The sequence below is a fragment of the Burkholderia territorii genome (genome assembly GCF_902833055.1).
Classification (GTDB): domain Bacteria; phylum Pseudomonadota; class Gammaproteobacteria; order Burkholderiales; family Burkholderiaceae; genus Burkholderia; species Burkholderia territorii.
Genome location: NZ_CADFEJ010000003.1, coordinates 391,491 through 405,623, shown reverse-complemented (window position 1 = coordinate 405,623; position 14,133 = coordinate 391,491). Strand labels below are relative to the sequence as shown.

General features: G+C 69.2%; 13 protein-coding genes. 3 read left to right on the top strand and 10 right to left on the bottom strand.

The features are described 5' to 3' along the window. Positions 1–106 precede the first annotated feature (106 nt). A complete protein-coding gene (locus tag HW466_RS09135) occupies positions 107–1,852 on the top strand; it encodes a cyclic peptide export ABC transporter (RefSeq protein WP_059798279.1) in 1,746 nt (581 codons plus the stop codon). Between the two features lie 202 nt (positions 1,853–2,054). On the opposite strand, the gene HW466_RS09130 is transcribed toward HW466_RS09135, so the two are convergent. The 7 genes from HW466_RS09130 to HW466_RS09100 all read right to left on the bottom strand — a co-directional run bounded on the left by HW466_RS09130 (position 2,055) and on the right by HW466_RS09100 (position 8,917). Continuing rightward, positions 2,055–3,116, bottom strand: coding sequence for an ABC transporter substrate-binding protein (locus HW466_RS09130; protein ID WP_174905424.1), 1,062 nt, complete (start codon positions 3,114–3,116; stop codon positions 2,055–2,057). Then, on the bottom strand, positions 3,113–3,913 hold the full coding sequence (gene fhuF / locus HW466_RS09125) for a siderophore-iron reductase FhuF (RefSeq protein WP_151007277.1): 801 nt from the start codon (positions 3,911–3,913) through the stop codon (positions 3,113–3,115). The genes HW466_RS09130 and fhuF overlap by 4 nt, the downstream gene beginning before the upstream one ends. Continuing rightward, positions 3,910–6,003, bottom strand: coding sequence for a Fe(3+)-hydroxamate ABC transporter permease FhuB (gene fhuB, locus HW466_RS09120; RefSeq protein ID WP_174905425.1), 2,094 nt, complete (start codon positions 6,001–6,003; stop codon positions 3,910–3,912). The genes fhuF and fhuB overlap by 4 nt, the downstream gene beginning before the upstream one ends. After that, positions 6,000–6,851 (bottom strand): ABC transporter ATP-binding protein, encoded by an 852-nt coding sequence (locus HW466_RS09115; RefSeq protein ID WP_174905426.1) that lies wholly within the window; start codon positions 6,849–6,851, stop codon positions 6,000–6,002. Before HW466_RS09115 ends, fhuB begins: the two co-directional genes overlap by 4 nt. Further along, entirely contained in the window at positions 6,841–7,860 is a 1,020-nt protein-coding gene (locus HW466_RS09110; RefSeq protein ID WP_059790686.1) for a TauD/TfdA family dioxygenase, read from the bottom strand. Before HW466_RS09110 ends, HW466_RS09115 begins: the two co-directional genes overlap by 11 nt. Before the next feature lie 47 nt (positions 7,861–7,907). Beyond that, a complete protein-coding gene (locus HW466_RS09105; protein ID WP_059449665.1) occupies positions 7,908–8,150 on the bottom strand; it encodes an MbtH family protein in 243 nt (80 codons plus the stop codon). A gap of 98 nt (positions 8,151–8,248) precedes the next feature. Beyond that, positions 8,249–8,917 (bottom strand): RNA polymerase factor sigma-70, encoded by a 669-nt coding sequence (locus HW466_RS09100; protein WP_060347556.1) that lies wholly within the window; start codon positions 8,915–8,917, stop codon positions 8,249–8,251. Positions 8,918–9,301: 384 nt separating this feature from the next. Between HW466_RS09100 and HW466_RS09095 the strand changes: the two genes are divergently transcribed. Together HW466_RS09095 and HW466_RS09090 are read left to right on the top strand one after the other, a co-directional pair. After that, positions 9,302–9,541, top strand: a complete 240-nt coding sequence (locus tag HW466_RS09095) for a hypothetical protein (RefSeq protein ID WP_059501976.1) — start codon at positions 9,302–9,304, stop codon at positions 9,539–9,541. 43 nt (positions 9,542–9,584) lie between these two features. Continuing rightward, entirely contained in the window at positions 9,585–9,722 is a 138-nt protein-coding gene (locus HW466_RS09090) for an HHHH-motif protein (protein WP_014897078.1), read from the top strand. Positions 9,723–9,808: 86 nt separating this feature from the next. Here HW466_RS09090 and HW466_RS09085 read toward each other — a convergent pair whose 3' ends face one another. From HW466_RS09085 to HW466_RS09075, 3 genes are read right to left on the bottom strand one after another with little or no spacing between them, the layout of a single operon-like run. Then, the gene (locus HW466_RS09085) at positions 9,809–10,834 is read right to left on the bottom strand and encodes a fimbrial protein (RefSeq protein ID WP_059501974.1); all 1,026 of its coding nucleotides are present in this window, start codon (positions 10,832–10,834) and stop codon (positions 9,809–9,811) included. Next, entirely contained in the window at positions 10,831–11,577 is a 747-nt protein-coding gene (locus HW466_RS09080) for a fimbrial biogenesis chaperone (protein WP_151005553.1), read from the bottom strand. The genes HW466_RS09085 and HW466_RS09080 overlap by 4 nt, the downstream gene beginning before the upstream one ends. 16 nt (positions 11,578–11,593) lie before the next feature. After that, positions 11,594–14,080 carry a fimbria/pilus outer membrane usher protein gene (locus HW466_RS09075; protein WP_462101152.1) on the bottom strand — a complete coding sequence of 829 codons (2,487 nt, stop codon included), beginning with the start codon at positions 14,078–14,080 and terminating at the stop codon, positions 11,594–11,596. Between the last annotated feature and the right edge of the window lie 53 nt (positions 14,081–14,133).

The window sequence follows — 14,133 nt, the reverse complement described above, 5'->3', positions numbered from 1 at the left end:
GTCTATCAGGAAGGAACGCCGCGACCGGGCCCGCCCGCGCGCCGCTTTCGCATCGATCCTGCCGTTTCCGCAAGGTTTGCCTGCCCTTCATTTACCGACGTTGCCGATGACCGCTGCCCACGAGCCTTCTTTCCCGCCGTCCCTCGACGCCTCCCCCGGCCGCCCCGCGGCCCGCCTGATCCTCGCGCTGCTGCGCGAAAGCCGCGCGTCGCTCGCGCTGGCGCTCGTCGCGTGCGTGCTCAACGGCGTCGCGAGCGTGCTGCTCGTCGCGACGTTGAACCGCGCGCTCGCGACGCCCGGCGCGGCCGATGCGTCGCTCGCGTGGCGCTTCGCGCTGTGCGCGGTGATCGCGCTCGTCACGCGCATCGTGTCGGGCACGCTGTTCGCCCGGCTGTCGCAGGACACGATGGCGCGGCTGCGCGTGCATCTCGCGCGGCGCGTCGGCGCGGCCGAGCTGCGCGACATCGAGCGGATCGGCGCGGCACCCGTGCAGTCGGTGCTCACCGACGACGCGACCAACGTGTCGATGCTGTTCTTCGCGCTGCCGAACCTGGTGATGCACGGCTCGATCGTGTTCGGCTGCCTCGGCTATCTCGCGTGGCTGTCGTGGCCCGTGTGCGTGCTCGCGCTGACCGCGATCGTCGCGGGCTCGCTCGGCTATCACACCGGCGATCGCCGCGCGATCGCGTCGCTCGAGGCGGCCGGCCACGCGCAGGACCGCCTGTTCGGCTATCTCGGCGCACTGTTCTCGGGCGCGAAGGAACTGAAGCTGCATGACGCGCGCGCACGCCAGTTCGTCGACGGCCAGCTCGGCGCCGCGATCGGCGAGGTGCGCGACCACCGCCGCCGCGCGTTCAGCGCGTATGCGGTCGGCGTCGGCTGGATCATCTTCCTGTTCTATGCGTTCCTCGGCGCGGCCGCGTTCTGGCCGCAGCTCGGCGTGCATGCCGATGCGGGCACCGCGGCCGGCTATGTCGTCGTGTTCCTGTTCATGCTGGTGCCGCTCGACGGACTGTTGAACAACCTGCCGACCGTCAATGCGGCACGCGTATCGCTCGCGCGCATCGAAGGCGTGATGGCCGAATTCGGCGCGCTGCGCACGGTGCCGCCCGCCAGCGATGCGCCCGACGTGCCGCCGGCCGGCGCGATCACGCTGCGCGGCGTCACGCACGCGTATTTCCACGAACGCGACGAGCGCATGTTCCGGATCGGGCCGATCGACCTGACGATCCGGCCGGGCGAGCTCGTGTTCATCGTCGGCGGCAACGGCAGCGGCAAGACGACGCTCGCGAAGGTGCTGACAGGGCTCTACGAGCCGGAGGAAGGCGCGATCGAGGTCGACGGCCGCACCATCGGCTGGCGCGAGCGTGCCGCCTACCGGCAGCGCTTCAGCGCGGTGTTCAACGATTTCCATCTGTTCGATGCGCTGCTCGGCATCGTCGATCCCGACGATCCGGCGCGTGCGCAGGCCGATGCGCGCGCGAACGCGCTGGTGGCAAAGCTCGCGCTCGATCACAAGGTGAAAGTCGTCGACGGTGCGTTCTCGAACCGTGCGCTGTCGACCGGGCAACGCAAGCGGCTCGCGCTCGTCGTCGCATACCTGGAGGACCGGCCGTTCTACCTGTTCGACGAATGGGCGGCCGACCAGGATCCGTCGTTCAAGGCGGTGTTCTACGAGCAGTTGCTGCCGGAACTGCGCGCACGCGGCAAGGCCGTGATCGTGATCACGCACGACGACCGCTATTTCGATCTCGCCGATCGCCTGCTGAAGCTCGACAACGGGCAGATCGTCAGCGACACGACGCCCGCGCGGTCACGCGCACGGGACGGCGCCGACGCGCTGAGCGCGTAAGCACGCGTGAACGCGGGCCGCCTGCATCCGCCGATCGCGGTGCGCAGGCGGCCGGTTTTCGGCTCCGCCGCGCGTAAAGGATCCGAAATGGACGCAAATATCGTTCGAGACACTGATGGATGCGTGACACCATCGGCACGCGAAGACTCGCGAATGCCCGTGCGACGCGCGTTTCCCTGCACCCGAACGACGATCCGCTCGTTCAGCGCACGGTCGGCAGCGCGAGCAGCGTATCGGTCATCACGTCGGCCAGCTTCAACGCCGACATCGGCCCGCCGAACCCCCAGATGTTCCGTTCGACGAGCGCGATCCTGCGCTCCCGCAGCGCGGGCACGAAACGCCACACCGGCGAGTCGAGTTTCGACGACAGCGGCACGTCCATCCCCGTCGCGGTGACGAACAGCACGGCGAGATCGCGTTGCCGGAGCAGGTCGGCGGACGTCACGTAAAGCGTGCCTTCCCGCGTCGGCTTCTTCGGCCACGGGTCGAGCCCGAGCGCGCGCGCGAGGCCCGCGGACGTGCTGTTGCCCGTATAGGCCCAGTAGCGATCGGGCAGCCCGAGATCCTGAAGGAGTGCGATGCGTTCGCCGCGACGGCCGGCGGCCGCGAGCCGCGCCGCATTGCGCGCGATCCCTGCGTCGAGCGTCCCTTCGATCGCCTTCGCACGCGCATCGCGGCCGGTCACCGCACCGATCGTCCGGAAGATCTGCCGCATCCAGTCGAGCTGCGTGACGGGCACGCCGTCTTCCGACACGTTCGGGCTGAACTGGAACAGGATCGTCGGCGCGATCCGGTCGAGCGCGGCAAAGATCGGCGCATGCCGGAAACCCACGCCGATGATGAGGTCGGGCTTCACCGCGGCGATCGCCTCGAGCCCCGGCTCCTGACGCGAGCCGACGTCGGTCACGTGCGCGAGCCGCTCGCTTTCGTAGCCGAGCCAGCCCGGATAGAACGCGGTATCGGCCATGCCGACCGGCACGATGTCGAGCGCGATCGCGCTTTCGGCGAACATGAAGTCGAGCGCGACCACGCGTTGCGGCCGCACGGGCATCGTCGCACTCGCCTGCGAGACGACAGGGTTGCCGGCAAGCGAGCGGCCCGCTTGCGGCGACGTGCCGCCCTGCCCGCCGCGCGCGACATCCGCGACATCCGCGACATCCGCGACCGCGGCGGACGGCGCAGCCAGCGCACCGCAGCATGCGGCGCCGAGCGCGGCCAGTGCGCCGAGCGCCTGGCGGCGGCCGGCGTGCGGCCTCCCCGTCACCGGATCGCGTCCTGCTCGGCCAGCGCCGCGTCGTCCATCGTCAATAGCAGCGGGCAGCTTCCACACAGTTGCGTTTCTCCAGGAATTTCATAGCGCAGGCAGCACACGCGGCGCGCGCGAAACGGCGTCGGCAGCAGCGGCGAACGCGGTACCGCGTCGCGCACCGGCAGACGCAGCGGATTCGGCTCGCCTTCGACGCGACACGCACCGAACAGCCACTCGGCATCGCGCGCGGAGTCGGCCGCGCACGGCAGCGAGCGGTACGTGCCGAACAGATGGTCGAGCAGGTTGCCCGCGTTGCTCCACAGCACGCGCGGCGTAACGCGGCCCATCGCCGCGAGCAGCTCGATCACCGCGCCAAGATGCGCGAGCAACCCGGCATAGCGCGGTGCGGGTGCGTCGCACGGTTCGCCGAGCGCGTCCGGCGCGACATACAGCGCGGCCGGCATCCCGTCGTCGAGTGCGACGAACGTGCGGCCAGGCGCCATGTCGAGCGGCCGGCCGAGCGTCAGCGCGGCGACCACGCCGGCGGGCACTGCACGGCCGAAGTAATACTTGCTCCATTGCGACATCAGCGCACGCGCATGCAGCGCCGGATCGCCGCCGTAGTGGCGGACCATCGCATCGAGCAGCGCATCGCGATGATCGGGCAGCGCGTCGACCGGCACGACGATCCGGCCCGGCGCGAGCGCATCGTCGGGCATGCCGAGCCACACCGTGTCGAGATGCTCGGCGAACGGCTCGGGCGCGAACGCGGAGAAGCGCGTGGCGCGTGCACCGTCGAGCACCTGCGTCATCGCCCCGCGCGCCGGGCGCGGCGCCCCTCGAGAACCAGCAGCCCGAGCAGATACGGCGCGCCGATCAGCGCGGTCAACACGCCGGCCGGCACTTCGCGCGGCGCGACGACCGTGCGGGCCGCGAGGTCGGCGCATCCGAGAATCAGCGCGCCGCATGCGGCCGCCAGCCACAGCCGCGTGCGATGCCGGCGCGCGCCGAGCATCGTCGCGACGTGCGGCGCCATCAGTCCGATGAAGCCGACCGGCCCAACCGCCGCGACGGCCGCGCACGCGGCGAGCGTCGCGATCGTCAGCGCGAGCGGGCGCAGCGCGGCGACCGGCAGGCCGAGCGCGGCCGCCTGGTCGTCGCCGAGCGCGAGCATGTCGAGCGGCCGGGCAAGCCATGCGAATACAGGAATCGCCAGCACGCACCACGGCAGCAGCATCGACACCTCGCCCCAGCTGCGGCCGTAGGTGCCGCCGACGAGCCACACGACGAAGCGCGCGGGCTGCACGCTTTCCTGCGTGATCAGCCATTGCGCGAGCGTGGTCCACAGCGCGCCGATCACGATGCCGGTCAGCGCGACCGCGAGCGGTGCGTAACGGTGCCGGTGATTCAGCGCGAGCGTGATCGCGAGCGACAGCGTGCCGCCGGTCAACGCGGACACGGCGAGCGTCGCGTGCCCCATCAGCGGCCACGTCGACAGCGCAAACAGCGTAACGAGCCCCGCGCCCTGCGTGACGCCGAGCACTTCGGGGCCCGCGAGCGGGTTGCGCACGACGCTCTGCATCGCGACGCCGCTCACGGCCAGCAGCGCACCCGCGAGAAGCGCGCACAGCAGCCGCGGCATGCGCAGGTCGATCAGCATCCGTGCGACGTCATCGTGACCGGACAGCGCGGCGGACCAGCGTGCCGGCGACACCCACTCCGGGCCGGCCGACACGCCGGCGAACACGACGAGGACGCCGGCCGCGACGAACAGCGCCGCGCGCAACGGCCAGCCGAGCTGCTCGAGCCAGGCGACCACCCGCGTCGAGCCGCTGCCGGCCGCGCGCTCGGCCTGCGCGTGCAGCACGCCCGACCATGCGGCGCCGCGCCGGATCATCGCGAGCATCAGCGGCGTGCCGACGAGCGCGATCGCGACGCCGGTCGACAATGTCGCATCGAGGCCCGACGCGAGCACCGCGCTGTCGGTGACGAGCACGAGTGCACCGCCCGCCAGCGCCGACAGCGGCACCAGCACGCCGAGCCGGGCCGCGCGTGCGCCGCGCACCTGGCGCAGCAGGTTCGGCGCGACGAGCCCGACGTACGACAGCGGGCCGGCGATGCTGACGGCCACGCTCGTGAACGCGACCGCGACGATCGTCGCGGCGAGCCGCGACGCGTCGACGCGCACGCCTGCGGCGGCCGCCGCCTCGTCGCCGAGCGCGAGCGGGTTCAGCGGCCGGATCACGAACGGCAATGCCAGCAGCGGCAAGACGAGCCAGCGCGCGGCGAGCGCGAGCCCGGTCGCGCCCGGCTGATAGAGACTTCCGTTGGTCCACAACGCGGCGCCCGCGATGTTCTGCTCGAAGAACGCGAGCACGAGCGTCGACAGTGCCGCGAACAGCAGCATGCAGACGCTGCCGGCGAGCACCAGCCGCAGCGGCGTCGCGCGCCAGCCGCCGGCCGCGACGATCGCGCACGCGGCGGCCGCGAGCCCGCACACGAACAGCAGCGGCACCGACGCGACTCCGGCGAGCGCCGGCACCAGCATCGCCGCGAGCAGGCCAAGCTGGGCGCCGCCCGTCACGCCGAGCAGATCGGGCGATGCGAGCGGGTTGCGCGTGAGCGACTGGAACAACGCGCCCGCGACGCCGAGGCAGCCGCCGGCGACCAGCGCGGCCGCGACGCGCGGCAGCTGGAGGTCGAACAGGAACACGCCCGCCAGCGCGGCAGCGTCGCTGCCGGGCGCCGCGTTCCACCATGCGTGCAAGTCCGGCGCGATGCGCAGCACCGCCAGCAACACGATCAGCACGACGAGGCCGAGCGCGAGCGCGCCGGCACGGCGGCCGGATGCCGCGCGCTGCCCGCTTGCCGCAAGCCGCTTGCGCATCGCGAACGTCGTCATACGGCGATATCCCGATGAACCGCGCGATCGAACGCGACCGCCGTGCCGGATGCCGGCGGCCCGTACGCCGGCACGCACATCGGCGCGCCCGTCTGCGGATGCGCGAGCTTCAGCATGTCGACGCCGAACGCCGCACGCAGCCGCGCCGGCTCCAGCATCGCGTCGGGCGAGCCTTGCGCGACGAGGCGGCCGGCACGCATCAGAACGATGTCGTCGCTGTACGCCGCCGCCTGGTTCAGGTCGTGCAGGACCCACACGATCGTCAGCCCGCGTGCGCGGTTCAGCGCGCGCAGCGCATCGAGGATGTCGAGCTGGTGATGAATGTCGAGATAGGTCGTCGGCTCGTCGAGCAGCACGATCGGCGCCTGCTGCGCAAGCGCCATCGCGATCCACGCGCGCTGCCGCTCGCCGCCGGACAGCGCGCCGACGTCGCGCTCGGCGTCGCCCGCGAGACCGCTCGTGTCGAGTGCCTCGTCGATCGCCGCATGGTCGGCGCGCGACAGCCCGCGCAGGAACCCGCCATACGCATAGCGCCCATACGCGACGAGCTCGCGCACGGTGAGCCCCGACGGAATCTGGTTGAACTGCGCGAGCATCGTCAGCTCGCGCGCGAGCGCGCGACGGCGAAACGACGCGAGCGGCTTGCCGTTCACGTCGACATGGCCCGCGCGCGCCGGCTGCAGGCCCGCGAGCGTGCGCAGCAGCGTGCTCTTGCCGCAGCCGTTCGGGCCGCACAGCGCGGTGACGCGGCCGGCCGCGATCGACAGGTCCAGCCCGTCGATCACGACATGGTCGCGATAATCCACCGTCAATCCGCGCGCGGCAAGCGCGGCGATACTACGCGCCATCGGCCCTCCGTTCGGTTGCGCGCGCAACCGTATGGCTCTGCGCCATCGCGACGACCACCTTGCGCGGCCCTTCGAACGGGTCGCGTGCATGCGCGCTCAGCATGTTGTCGAGCATCAGCACGTCGCCCGTCCGCCACGGAAACACGATGCGCTGGCGGTCGAGCACGCCGCGGATTTCCGCGAGCGCGTCCGCCTCGAGCGGCTCGCCGTCGCCGTAGTACACGTTGCGCGGCACGTTCTCGAGCCCGACCGCGTCGACGAGCGCTTCCTGCATGTCTTCGTCGAGCGCGGACAGATGAAACAGGTTCGCCTGGTTGAACCACACGCGCTCCCCCGTGCGCGGATGGCGCGCCACGGCCTGGCAGCGTTCGCGCGTGCGCAACAGCAGCTCGCCGTCGTCGCCGGTGCGCCATGCGCATTCGATGCCGCGTGCCGCGCACATCCGCTCGACCTCCGCCGGCTCGTCCGTGCCGAACGACTGCTGCCACGGCAAGTCGAGCCCCTGGCCGAAGTTGCGCACGTACAGCAGCTCGCGCTGCTCGAAGCGTGCGACCAGCGCCGGATCGAGCGCGCGATACACGGCGCGGCTGTCCGCGATCGGCGTCGCGCCGCCCTTCGGCGCCGCGAGCGCGCAATGGAACCAGATCCGCAACGGCCACTCGCGCGTGTACGACTGCTCGTTGTGCAGCGGAATCGCACGGTGCGGCGGGTATTCGGTCGACGTGTAGACGGCGCCTTCGACCTGGCTGCGCGGCGTCGACGCATATTCATAGCCGATCAGCGGATCTCCGAACGACGCCGCGAACCGCTGGAACGCGTCGATCGACGGCACGTGAAAGCCCGTAAACAGCACACCGCCCGCCCGTTCGAGCGTGTCGGCCGCGATCGCATGCGCGAGCGGCGCGATCTCGTCGATCGACATGCCGTCGGCGCCGCGCGGCGACACGACGGTGGGCAGCCCCGGCTCGATACGCAGATCGTCGAGCGTCGGCAACGAAAGCAGGGTCATGCAACGTCCTCTTCAGGTGGCGCGCGCCGCGCACGCGGCGCAGCGGGTCACGACGCGCGCGTCGCGCGGTCGCCGTCCATCGCGCGGCGCAGGCTCGCCGGGCGCATGTCGGTCCAGACGGTCTCGATGTGCGCAAGGCAGTCGGCCTTCGGGCCGCGCACGCCGACTTCGCGCCAGCCGGCCGGCACGGGCCGGAACGTCGGCCAGATCGAATACTGTTCTTCGTCGTTGATGACGACCGTGTAGACGAGGTCGTCGATGTCGGCGGAAGGCGTCGTGGCTTGCGTCATGATCGAATCGGAAAATCGGGAGGCGGTTGAAGGAAGCGAAGCGGCGGAGTGTCGAATCGGCCGCTTCCGTGTTGAAGACGATTGGCCGGCGCGATTTTTTACCGCCGCCGCGCGCGGCCGCCGAGGAACGCCGGGCATGCGTCGCCGCGATGGCAAGCGTCGAGACACTCCGCGCAGTGCCGCTGCGCGTCGCGCACCATGAAATGCACGAGGGTTTGCGACACGTTCAGCGCGCGCGCCGCCGTCTGCAGCGTCTCCTCGCGCAGCCGCACCATCTCGAACGCCGCGCGGCTGCGCGCCGGCAGGTCGTCGAGCGCGGCCCACACGCGGCGCAACGTGTCGCGCGTCATCAGCGCGGCCTCCGGCGTGGGCTCCGGCGACGGCACGTCGAGGCCGTCGTCCTCTTCCGTGTGATAAACGTTCTCGAGGCTTTGCCGGCGGCATGCGTCGATCGATGCATTGCGCACCATCCGCGTCACGTACGCGATCGGCTGACGCACCGCGTCCTGGTTCGGGAATTCGACGAGTTTCACGAACACGTCGTGCACGACGTCCTCGGCCCGGCTCGCACAGCCGACGAAGCCGCGCGCGACGTTGACGAGCATCGCGCGATGGGAAACCAGCACGTCGAGCAGCGCGCCCTGCGCATGCGGCTCCGCGGCACGGCGCACACGCGGCGCGGGGCGCGACGGCCGATCCGGAACCTTGCCGAGGAACGGGTTTGCCGTTGCCGCCGCCGGCCGTTCGAGCACTTCCGCCATAGCCATCGATCTGCTCCGTCAGATTTCGAGATAGCGCAATTTAACGTAAACGCAAATCATTCTCAATCTGATTACGAGATGACCCTTCGGATCGTCAGGATTTGTCTGATCAATGGATCGGATCGGCGACGGATGGCACGGTGACGGCGGTTCGGCGTCGAGCCGGACGCTTTGCGGATGTGGCGCAAGCGTGCGACACGGCACGGCTGGGGCGCCGTTGTATCGATCGACGGGCGAATCCGCCGAGCGTGCCCGGCTTGCATTTCGCCGACGCCGCCCTTCGCCAGCATGCCGACACGCGAGCGGCCGTTATTTGCGGTAGCAACTTCTTACCGCATGAAATTTTGGGGGCTCGTACGATGGCCGCTGCCGTTTCCAAGGGAGAACAACATGAAATCCATCGTGTTATCCGCCGTCATGGTGGGCGCGCTGTCGAGCGCGATGCTGACGGGCTGCGTGGCCTACCCCGGCCCGGCTGAAATCACGGTCGGCTGGCATGGCGATCGCTACTGGGACGGACATCGCTACTGGGAGCGCCGCGACTGGGAAGCCCGGCATTCCGGCGGTTATGACGACCGCCGGGACGACCGGCGCGACGATCGCCCGGACGACCGGCGACCGCAGTGGTAAACGCTCCTTCCCGTGAACCGCAATCGAACGACAGGACCTCGATATGAAGACGCTACTGAAAACGCTGACCGCCGCCGCCGTTGCCGCCGCCGTGCTCGTGCCGGCCATTGCCGAAGCGCATCCGCACCGCGTGTGCCACTTCGAGCATCATCACCACAAGGTGTGCCGCTGGGTGCGTTGAGCACCGCGCCGCGCGTCTGAAAACGAGCGCCGGCATGCCGGCGCTCGTTTCATCGGATGCGTGCGGCCAATGCGCGGCCGACCGCGTCAGTAGATGAACAACCGGATCGTCGCCGTGCCGTTGAACGGCCCCGTCTTCGGCGGCCCGAACGCCTTCAGCACCGCGTCGAGCATCACGCTCTGGTAGTTCACGTTACCGGGCATCTGCGCAAGCACGAACTGCTGGTTGAACGGGATGGCCGTGCCGTTTCTGTCCTCGATGCCGATCCCGAAATTGCTCTTCGCGTCCGGCACGAGCAGCCCGTTCTGCACGGTCTGCGATGTCTCGAAGTAACCGTCCACGCGTACCGGCACGCTGCACTGCTTGGTCAGCGCGAGACTGAACGACTTGCGCGGCACCGCCGGCGAGAAGCCGTTCCCCGTCGCCTGAACCTGGCCGAATTTCACGATGCCCGGCTCCGGCGTGACCTTCACGTCGACCATGCACGGCGTCGGCTTCAGGTTCTGCAGGCCGCTCAGCTTGTAGCGGAAACTTCCCTTGCTGTTCAGGCCGCGCTCGCCGTCGAACTGGAACACCGCGTAGATGTCCGACGGTGGCCGCACCCACGTGCCCTTCTTGCGAACGACGACTTGATACGTAATGCTGATCGGCCATTTCGGACACATCCCGGCATTGACCTGGCGGTCGCTCATCTCGCAGATCTGCACGTAGCGATGCGTACCGATGCCATTGCCCGGCTGGCTGCTGCGCCCGTAGTAGTCGGTGCCCTCGAAGCGAATGCCGATTTCAAGACCCCACGCGGCCGGATTCTGCCGCTCCGGGTTCGCGTAGAAATAGATCTGTTCGGGGAAGTTCTGCAGCCCGCCGATATCCTTGTAGCAATAGCCGGTCGTCGTGCGCGGGGGCGACACCCAGATCACGTAACCGTCCGGTGCGTCGGTCGGATACGACGCGACGTTGCCGATTGCTTCGGTCAACGACATTCCGCCGTTGTCCGCGATGCATTTGAGCGCCCACGCCGGCTGCGCCAGTGCGACGAACAGCGCGAACATGCTCCACCGGAGCCACGCAGGCAGCCGCGCCGCGATGGCATTGCGTCGCACGCCGCTCATTTCTTCACGCTCTTGCACGCACCGGCTTCGCATGCGTACTCGACCGCCACCTGGCCGCCGTAATCGTCGATGTGCGTGACGAACAGCGTCGACGGTGTCGCAGCCTTGAACGGCACGTCGGCCGTGCTCATCGGGCTCACCATCACCGGCTCAATCGGCACCGGCGTCTTCTGCGCGCCTGCCGTCACCTCGACCACCGTCACGTGATACGGCGTCGGATTGTCGAACACGAGCTTGTGCGCCCCCGCGTCGACGCGCAGCGTCATCGGCAGCGTCCAGTCCTCGTCGCGCGCCGGCTGCACGGCCTTCGGCCGGTAAAACAGCTTCATCTGCGTATGCAGCGCGATCTGCAACGTGTTCGGCGTATCGGATTTCGGCGGCACTTCGCGGATGTTCAGGTAGAACACCGATTCGCGATCGGCCGGCAGCGCCGTGCCCGGCAGCTTCGCGATCCGCAGCACGTTGCGCTCGTTCGCCTCCACGCGCTGCAGCGGCGGCACGACCATCAGCGGCGTCGTCACCCTGTTGCCCTTCGTGTCCTCCAGCCACGACTGCACGAGATACGGATACGTCGTGCTCTTGTTCGTGATGGTGACGATCGCGGCCTGTTCGCCTTCGTTGAAGATCACGCGCGTGCGGTCGGGCACGATCGCCGCATGCGCGGCACCGGCGAGCAGCACGCCGGCCGCGGCCAGCGCGCACGATGCGCGTCGCGGGAAGGAATGAGAGAAAGCAGTAGTCATCGCTGGATCCGTGAAATCATCGTTCGGCCCGCGCGGCCGCTGCGTGCGACTCGCCGGGCGTCTGGCACGTCACCGGAATCGGCGTGCCTTCGAGTTGAAGCTGGTTGGGCAGTGCGTCCACCGTGCACAGCGTGCGTTCGCCCGCGCGAACCGCGAGCGCGGATTTCGGCTGAACCTGGGTCAGGAACGCCGCCCCGCCCTCGCCGACGATACCGAGCTCCTTGCCGTTGGCCGCGTCCTGCACCGACGCGCCGAACGGCAGCGGCTTGCCGGCCGTGTCGGTCAACGTCAGGTACAGGTTGCTGCCGCGCGCGGCGGAAAACTTCGCGAAACCGATCGCACCGTCGGTGAGCACCATGCGCTGGATCGGATTCGTCACCTGCACTTCGAGCGGCAGCTTCTCGACGTTGACGGTCGCGTCGTACACGTTGTACGGCGAGATCCCGTCGAGCACCGCATAGCCGCGCGAGTCGGTATGCGTGAGCGTGCCGGACAGCGGCACGTCGGGCACGCCGTCGGTCGATACCAGCAGGCGCGTATCGCCGGCGTTGCCGTTCGCGTGCGCGGACACGCCATAGCGCGTCGCGACGAACGAGCCGTCCACCTCGAGCGACGCGGCCGCATACGCGTTGGCGAGCGTCGACGCCTGCGCGGTCAGCTGATACGTCGACGTGCGCTGGCGGAAGCTCGCGTTCGCCGCCGCGCGGCCGTCGGTCGCGCCTGCATTGACCTGGTAGGTGCGGCCGTCCGGATCGTCGTAGATGTATCCCGCGTTCACGCTCGTGCTGCCGCTGCCCGTCGTCAGGTTCGACGTGACGGTGTGGCGGCCGCCGATCGGCAGCGTCGCGGTCACCGAAAGCTGATTGCCGCTCGCGCCCGCGCTTTGCGTGCGGAAGGCCGACACGCTGACGTTCAGGTTGCGCAGCGCGCCGACCGAGAACGCGCGCGTCAGCGTAAGGCCCACGCGCTGCTCGGAAGAGCGCGCCCAGTAGGTCGTCTGGTCGTACGAGAAATAGGTCGACGTGTCGCCGAAACGCTTCGACAGGGTCGCCGAGTAGCGCTGCTTGCTGTTGGCGAGGCCGTACGCGGTCGGGTCGCCGGAGAACTGCGCGAAGTTGGTGTAATCGCGCTCAGAGAAGCGATAGCCGAAGAAGCGCACGTCCGCATCGAGCCCGTCGAAGTGCTTCGAATAGTTGATGCGGTACGAGTTGCCGTTGCGCGTCGCGCCGTTCCACCACAGCCGCGCCCGTGCGTGCGTGACGTCGGCCGACACCGCGCCGAACGTGCCGAAATCGCGGCCGACGCCGAGCGCAATCGACGTATAGCCCGATGCCGCGATGAAGCCGCCGTACACCGTGATGTCGAGCGGCAGGCCATAGGCGGCTTCGCCGAAGCCGAAGAACGGCGTGATGCCCGCGCCGCCGAACTGTCGCGGCTTGCCGACGGCGGCCTTGTAGCGCAGTTGTCCGGTGCGCGCGAGGAACGGCACGGCGGCCGTCGTCACCTGGAAGCGCTGCACGCTGCCGTCCTCTTCCTCGACCGCGACGTCGAGCGTGCCCTGCACGCTCGTGTTGATGTTCTGCAGCGCGAACGCGCCCGGCGACACGCGCGTCACGTACAGCACGCGGCCCGCCTGCGACACAGTCACGGTCGCATTGGTGCGCGCGACGCCCGAGATCAGCGGCGCATAGCCGCGCAGCGAAGGCGGCAGCATGCGGTCGTCGCTGCGGATCGACGCACCGGTCAGCGCGAACGTGTCGAAGATGTCCGAGCTCAGGTAGTCGTCGCCGAACGTCACCGTCGACTGGATCGACGGCAGCGCGCGAAATGCATAGAGCCGGCTGAAGCGGAACGTCCGGTCCGCGTACGCCGTGTTGCCCACGTTCGACTGCGCCTGGTAGTCGCCGCGAAAGCGCCATGCATCCCAGTTCGCGCCGATCGTGCCGTAGGCCTGGATCGAATTCGTCTGTGCGCCGCCCGAGCCGAAGCTGCGGTTCGTATTCGCGATCACGCGATAGTCGAGCATCGCGCCCGGAATGCCTTCCGACCAGCGCGCCGGCGGCAGGTAGGTCGAATCGGTGAACTCGAGCGCGGCCTGCGGAATCGTGATCTTGAGCCGTCCGTCGCTCTTCAGGTAACGCACGGTCGCCCCTTCGATCGCACCGAGATCGACGCACCGTCCGCCCTCGAAGCGCGGCAGATCCTTCGCGAGCGACGGCTTCAATCCGAACTGGGCGACGAGTTCCGGCGGCAGGCACGGCTTGCCGGTGCCGGACCCGTCGAGCGCGATGAACCGGATCGCCTGCAGCCCGTAGAACAGGTCGTTGACCTGCACGTCGAGCATGTATTCGCCGGGCAGCGTGAAGTCGGCCTGAGAGAACTGCGACAGGTCGACGTTGTTCGTGCCGTCGATGTCGAGAAACGACGAATTGAATTCCGTCGCATGGCTCTGGCTGCCGACCACCAGCACGGAGACGCAAAGGAAGGAATGTCTGATTCGCACGCGGTGCTACCGGAAGTCCAGGGAAGAAGAAACGGGAAATGAAGCGAGGATGG